The sequence below is a fragment of the Shimia sp. R10_1 genome, assembly GCF_017744095.1.
Taxonomy (GTDB): domain Bacteria; phylum Pseudomonadota; class Alphaproteobacteria; order Rhodobacterales; family Rhodobacteraceae; genus Shimia.
In genome coordinates this window covers 239938-246175 of the sequence record NZ_JAGHQX010000009.1, presented here as the reverse complement: position 1 = coordinate 246175, position 6238 = coordinate 239938, and the positions used below count along the sequence as shown (strand labels likewise).

Genomic DNA, 6238 nt, shown 5'->3' with positions numbered 1-6238 from the left:
TGGACTTCCAGGAGCGCCTTTGGATCTGTCCGGCTGCGCGGATGAAAACCAGCGAAGAACACCGTGTTCCGCTCACTGATGAGATGCTTGCCATTATTCGGCCGCTGCGAGACATGCAGTCTGAATAGGGACTGTTGCATTAATCGTCTTTGTTGGCGAGACTTTGGCTTTTGAGGTTGCCGATGCCGCGTAGATCCCCGTTCAAACACCACCGTTTCCCGCGTGAGGTCATTCTTTGCGCGGTTCGCTGGTATCTGCGTTTTTCGCTTTCTTACCAGGATGTCGTCGACCTACTTTCAGAGCGCAGCATCGATGTTGATCGGTCGACCGTGTTTCGATGGGTGCAGAAATTCGGTCCCGAACTGACCAAGCGCACTGAGAAGCATCTGCGCCGCGCCAGCGTCGACTGGCACGTGGACGAAACCTACATCCGCGTCGGAGGTAAGTGGCGGTATTTGTGGCGGGCTGTTGATGCGAATGGCCAAGTGGTCGATTTCCGCCTGACAGCTCGACGGGATGCAAAAGCTGCCAGTGCCTTTCTCAACAAGGCGATTGAGCGCGTTCGACTGCACCGACCGGTGACAATTGTCACCGATAAAGCACATACATATCGGCGTGTCATTCGCGAGATCAACCGCCGATATGACCCACATTTCGACAGCATCAGGCATGTCGACCGGAAGTGGCAAAACAATCTGATCGAGAGCGATCCTGCCGCCATGAAAAGGCTACTCGGATACCGCCAGAGCTTCAGATCCCTGCGAACGGCCAAAGCGACCTTGAGCGGGCTAGAGACCATCCGAACCATCAAACGAGGCCACATTCATCACAAACAACCAGGCGTTCTCGGAGAGGTTCAGTTTATCGCCAAGCTGTTCGATGTGGCGTAACTCATCGAAGCGCTCAGCACAAATTCGGACCAAAGCGATTAATGCAACAGTCCCCTTCAACTTCGCGTAGGCTTAGATTGAAACGAGCGTACAACCACACTACATGGGCGATTATTTGAGGAGGAAACCGGTGATGCTTGTAGCTGATCGATGATGAATTCATCAATGTCACCTATGCCCAAATCCAAACACCAGCAACCGAACGACAGTTAACGTGACAACACCAATACAACTGTTATCGCGGGCAACCTGCTATACGAAATGCTGTGTGTACTGCCGGGTGTACCTTACGGCAAAGAATAACTTCCCCAGAAGACTGGCGGCCATAAATTGGCCGCCCTTTTTTTGCCCTCTCGTCTGTCTGCGCAAACCCCGTGTGTCAGGCCGCCATTGATCAAAGGCGGAGTATCCAACTGGACAAGCACACCGCAAATGTGATGCTTTGCCGGTAGAAACTGCGCTTGGACCTTGGAAAGAGCTTGCGCCACAACATGGGAAGCGGGCTTGGGACGCGTCAAAATCTCTGACATAGCAAGCGCAGCAGGCGTTTCAAACGCGACTGTTTCATATGCTTTGAACGGTGGTGGGCGCGTGTCAGCAAAGACGCGGGACCGCATATTGGAAATTTCCCGCGAGTTGGGGTTCATCAGGGACGACAAGGCGGCGCAGCTGCGCACGGGCCGATCATCCCTGATCGGTGTTGTACTGAATACCGTCGTGAATCCCTTTTTCAGCGAGCTGGTCGCGGCCTTGGAAACCGCAGCCTACGAGGCAGGCTACCTGACCCTTTTGGCGACGGCACAGAACGACCCGGTTCGGCAGCACAAACTGATTGCCTCGATGATTGCGCAGGGGGTGGCGGGGGTGGTCATCAGCCCGGTGCACGGTCCCAACGCTGAATCCATCTCGGAAACACTACGCCGCAACATCCCGACAGTTGTTTGCGTGCGTGACCTGCCCGAATCAGGGGCCGCTTTTGTCGGCGCTGACGAGGTCATGTCCGGTTATTTGGCGGGGTGCCATTTGATCGAATACGGCCACCGCTCGTTCTGGTTTGTCGGGGGGTATGAGCAGACAACGACCTGGCAAGGAAGAAAACGGGGCGTGCTGAAAGCGCTTGCCGAGGCCGGGTTGCCCGCCAGCGCCTGTGTGCTGCACCCCGGATCACAACGCCCCGAGTTTGCCCGCGACAGGCTTTTGGCGGCGCACTCGGAACATCGGATGCCGACCGCCGTTCTGTGTTTCAATGACGATCAGGCCACAGGTGTTTATCGAGCCGCAAAGGACTTGGGAATTCTGATCGGCCGGGATTTGTCGGTTATGGGGTTCGACAACATCCAGCAGAATGATGCGATGATACCGGGGCTGTCGTCAGTGGACATTCACCCAACTCAAATAGGGCGGATATCGGCGGAAACGATTGTGAAACTACTGTGCAATGACAACGCGCCCGTAGACCCTGTGGTCCTCAGGCCCGAGCTTGTGCTACGCGAATCCGTCGCCCGCCTGACTTGACTGGGTCGATGCGCCTATGCCACCTATTGTAACCAGATGGTTACAAATTCTGGTGCAGAGGAACGCAAATGTCGCGTCAAATTTTCGACTATGTGATCGTTGGTGGCGGGTCCTCTGGCTGTGTGCTGGCCGCCCGCCTGAGCGAAGACCCCGACGTCACAGTTGCGCTGGTCGAGGCCGGTGGGCGGGATCGCAGCCCGTTGTTTCACATGCCTGCAGGTTTTGCCAAGATGACCAAGGGGATTGCCTCCTGGGGCTGGTCCACGGTGCCGCAAAAGGGTCTGAACGGTCGATCACTGTGGTACACGCAGGCGCGGGTGATCGGTGGCGGGTCTTCGATCAATGCGCAGATCTACACGCGGGGCAACCGCAAGGATTATGACAACTGGTCCGAGGTTCACGGCTGCGACGGCTGGAGCTATCGCGAGGTTCTGCCCTATTTCAAACGGGCCGAGGGGAACGAGCGGTTTGAAGATGACTATCACGGCGGTGATGGTCCGCTGGGCGTATCGATGCCGCGCGGCGCGCTGCCGATTTGCAGCGCTTTCATCCGGGCTGCGCAGCAATGGGGTCTGCCGTATAACCCGGATTTCAATGGCAAGCAGCAGGCCGGTTGCGGGTTTTACCAGCTGACGCAGAAAGACGCGCGCAGGTCCTCGACCGCGCAAGCCTATCTGAAGCCGGTCGAATCCCGACCCAACCTGACAGTGATGACGGGGGCTCAGGTCCGGCGGATCGTTCTGGACAAAAGGCGCGCGGCCGGCGTCGAGGTGATGAATGGATCGGACCGCACCACCCTGCTGGCCGAGTGCGAGGTGTTGCTGACCTCTGGCGCGATTGGATCACCCCGGCTGCTGATGCTGTCCGGTATCGGGCCTGCAGATCACCTGCGCTCGGTCGGGATCGACGTCCAACATGACCTGCCCGGCGTTGGGTCGAACCTGCAGGATCACGTTGATCTATGCACGATCTCGCAATGCACGGGACGTCATACCTATGATGGAACGGATCGGATCGACCGGACCATTCTGGCCGGATTGCAATACTACCTGACCAAGACCGGCCCGGTGACGGCGTCGCTGTTCGAAACGGGCGGGTTCTGGTACGCGGACGATGGTGCCGACGCGCCGGATATGCAGTTCCATCTGGGGCAGGGATCCGGGATCGAGAAAGGCATCGTCAAGATCGATGGCTGTGGAGTCACCTTGAACAGCACCTTTGCCCGTCCGCGATCCCGCGGCACCGTGCGGTTGGCCTCGGATCAACCGGACGCGGCCCCTTTGATTGATCCGAATTTCTGGGGCGATCCCTATGATCGGGAAATGTCCCTACGCGGGCTGGAAATAGCGCGCGAAATCATGCAGCAACCTGCGCTGAAAGACTATGTCCGGCACGAGGTTCTGCCCGGCCGAAATGCGTCCGAGGCTGAGGTGCTGGACTATGCCATGGGAATTGCCAAGACCGATCACCACCCGGTCGGGACCTGCAAGATGGGGCATGATGACATGGCAGTGGTGGACACCGAGCTGAAGATACATGGGCTTGAAGGCATCCGGGTTTGCGATGCTTCCATCATGCCAGCGATCAACTCGTCCAACACAAATGCGCCGACCATCATGATCGGGGAAAAAGCGTCCGACATGGTGCGGGGCCTTGATCCTCTGCCAGCGGTCATTTTCGCGGACGAACGCAATGAGGATCGCCGCGACCTGGCCTGAGGTGTTACCTGACCAATTATGATGACGGCGGGAAAATTCCTCCTTGACGAAGTAACCATCTAGTGCGTTAATCGTTTCATCAAACAGAAGGGAGGCTGCTTTGACCACATTGGGTTTACATCATATCGGTTTCACCGTGCCGGATATGGAAGAGGCTGTGGCCTTCTTCACCGACGTTTTCGGGGCGGTCACGATTATGGAATGCGGCGCGGTCGATGTGGATGACGATTTCATGCTGACCCGGCTGGGTGTTCCAGCGGGGTGTAGGATCTCGGACCAGCGGGTTTTGCAGATCGGACGCGGCGGATCGCTGGAGGTGTTCGAATATTCGGGCGTCTCCGATCCCACACCCATCAAGCACAATGGTGAGGTTGGCGCGATGCATATGGCCTTTGAGGTCGAAGACGCCTTTGCCACTGCCGAACGGCTGAAAGCCAAGGGCGTGGACGTGCTGGAAGGGCCAACTCTGATCGAAGGTGGGCCGATGGACCAACTGGTCTGGATGTATCTGCGTGCCCCCTGGGGCCAATACCTTGAGATCGTCAGCGCCAACGGGCCGTTGGGATATGAGGCAGAGGCGTCTGAGATGCTCTGGACTCCGTCGCAGGGCAAATGACCGGTGCAAAAAACTGACAAAAGGTTAAACGTTTCATCAAGACGCGGAAAGCGTCGCACAGCGGAGGAGAAACCATGAAACCATTAGGACTGACCGCATTTGCGTCAGCCGTCGCCATAACTGCGGCGACGGTGGGCTACGCAAAGGATTTTGACGGCGTTGAGCTAAAGATGCTGGCCATCGGTGACACCTCTGTCACCCGTCTTGCCCCGATCGTGGATGAGTTCGAGGAACTGACCGGCGCGAAAGTGCAGATCGACATGTTTCCCTATCCCGGCCTGATCGACAAGATCGTGATCGAGGCCAGCGCCAATGACCCGTCCTATCAGCTGATGTGGGTCGACAGCCCGTGGGTTGGCGTACTGGGGGAATCCGGCGCGTTGGAGGATCTGACTGATCTGGTCAAGCGCGACGCTGAGGAAATCCATCTGGACGACATCATCCCGATCCAATTGCAAGAGAACACATGGCAGGGTCGTCTGCTGGCCTTCCCGGCCTCGGGCATGATCTGGCATCAGAACTACCGCAAGGACCTGTATGAAAACGCCGAAGAACAGGCGGCGTTCAAAGAGAAATACGGTTACGATCTGGCCCCGGCACAAACATGGGATCAGTATATCGACATTGCCGAATTCTTTACCCGACCCGCTGGCGAAACCTTGGCTGGCGAAACGCTTGAGAAAGATTTCTATGGCAACGCACAGGCCTATAGCCGGGTAGCCGGTGCGATCACCCATGATTTCTTCCCGATCATGCGCAGCTTTGGTGGCAGCTATTGGGACCCGGAAACTGGCCTGTGCGCGATGGACAGTGAGGCTGCACTGGCCGCAGCGGATGTGATGAAACGCCTCGTGGCGTTCAACCCGCCGGATTATCTGGGTCTGATGTGGGACATCCGCACCGGTTACATGGAACGGGCCGAGGTCGCCCAGTCCAGCTATTGGTCGGTGCGTACCGTGCGTCTGACCAACCCCGATGAGGCCGTTCTGCCAACCGTGGGCGAGGCCGGCTATGCCGCCAGCCCGACCGGGGATGGCAACCCGCAGCCAACCATGACCGGCGCGCTGAGCTTTGGCATCAACTCCAAGGCCACCGATCAGGAAAAAGAGGCCGCGTGGGCGTTCATCAAATGGGGCACATCACGTGACATGATGCGCCGCTTTGCCGAGGAAGGATCGGGCGTCAGCCAGTTTCACAAGTCGATCCTGTCCGACCCCGAGCTGCAAGAGAAATACCCCTACTACAAGGTGCTTCTCGAAACGCAGGACAACGCGCGCCGTCGTATTTTCCACCCGTTCTATGCTGATGTCGAAGAAATCTTTGGCGTGGAACTGAATAAGTACATGGCGGGTGAAACCGAGACAGCGGACGAAGCGCTGACCAATGCCTGCACCAAGATCAACACACGGCTCAAGGTCTTCCCCGAGGATCTGCGCCTGCGCTGGATCAACGACGCACCGGCCGACATTTTCAACTAAGGCCGGCCTCCCCGCTGCCCC

Annotated in this window: 5 protein-coding genes and 1 pseudogene; 5 read left to right on the top strand and 1 reads right to left on the bottom strand. The window is 57.7% G+C overall.

What is annotated here, in order from left to right; genetic code table 11:
- Nucleotides 1–182 precede the first annotated feature (182 nt).
- Nucleotides 183–890, top strand: a complete 708-nt coding sequence (locus J7413_RS17240; protein WP_209100422.1) for an IS6 family transposase — start codon at nucleotides 183–185, stop codon at nucleotides 888–890.
- Between the two features lie 55 nt (nucleotides 891–945).
- Here the strand turns inward: J7413_RS17240 and J7413_RS20575 are convergent.
- Nucleotides 946–1056 (bottom strand): annotated as a pseudogene (locus J7413_RS20575) (IS6 family transposase); the annotation flags it as partial.
- A 302-nt stretch (nucleotides 1057–1358) separates the two neighbouring features.
- Between J7413_RS20575 and J7413_RS17235 the strand changes: the two are divergent.
- From J7413_RS17235 to J7413_RS17220, 4 genes are all read left to right on the top strand, one after another.
- Entirely contained in the window at nucleotides 1359–2405 is a 1047-nt protein-coding gene (locus J7413_RS17235) for a LacI family DNA-binding transcriptional regulator (protein ID WP_348538772.1), read from the top strand.
- 68 nt (nucleotides 2406–2473) lie between these two features.
- Nucleotides 2474–4123 carry a GMC family oxidoreductase N-terminal domain-containing protein gene (locus J7413_RS17230; protein WP_209100449.1) on the top strand — a complete coding sequence of 550 codons (1650 nt, stop codon included), beginning with the start codon at nucleotides 2474–2476 and terminating at the stop codon, nucleotides 4121–4123.
- Between the two features lie 100 nt (nucleotides 4124–4223).
- On the top strand, nucleotides 4224–4739 hold the full coding sequence (locus J7413_RS17225) for a VOC family protein (protein ID WP_209100447.1): 516 nt from the start codon (nucleotides 4224–4226) through the stop codon (nucleotides 4737–4739).
- Between the two features lie 74 nt (nucleotides 4740–4813).
- Nucleotides 4814–6217 carry an extracellular solute-binding protein gene (locus J7413_RS17220; RefSeq protein ID WP_209100445.1) on the top strand — a complete coding sequence of 468 codons (1404 nt, stop codon included), beginning with the start codon at nucleotides 4814–4816 and terminating at the stop codon, nucleotides 6215–6217.
- Nucleotides 6218–6238: the final 21 nt, after the last annotated feature.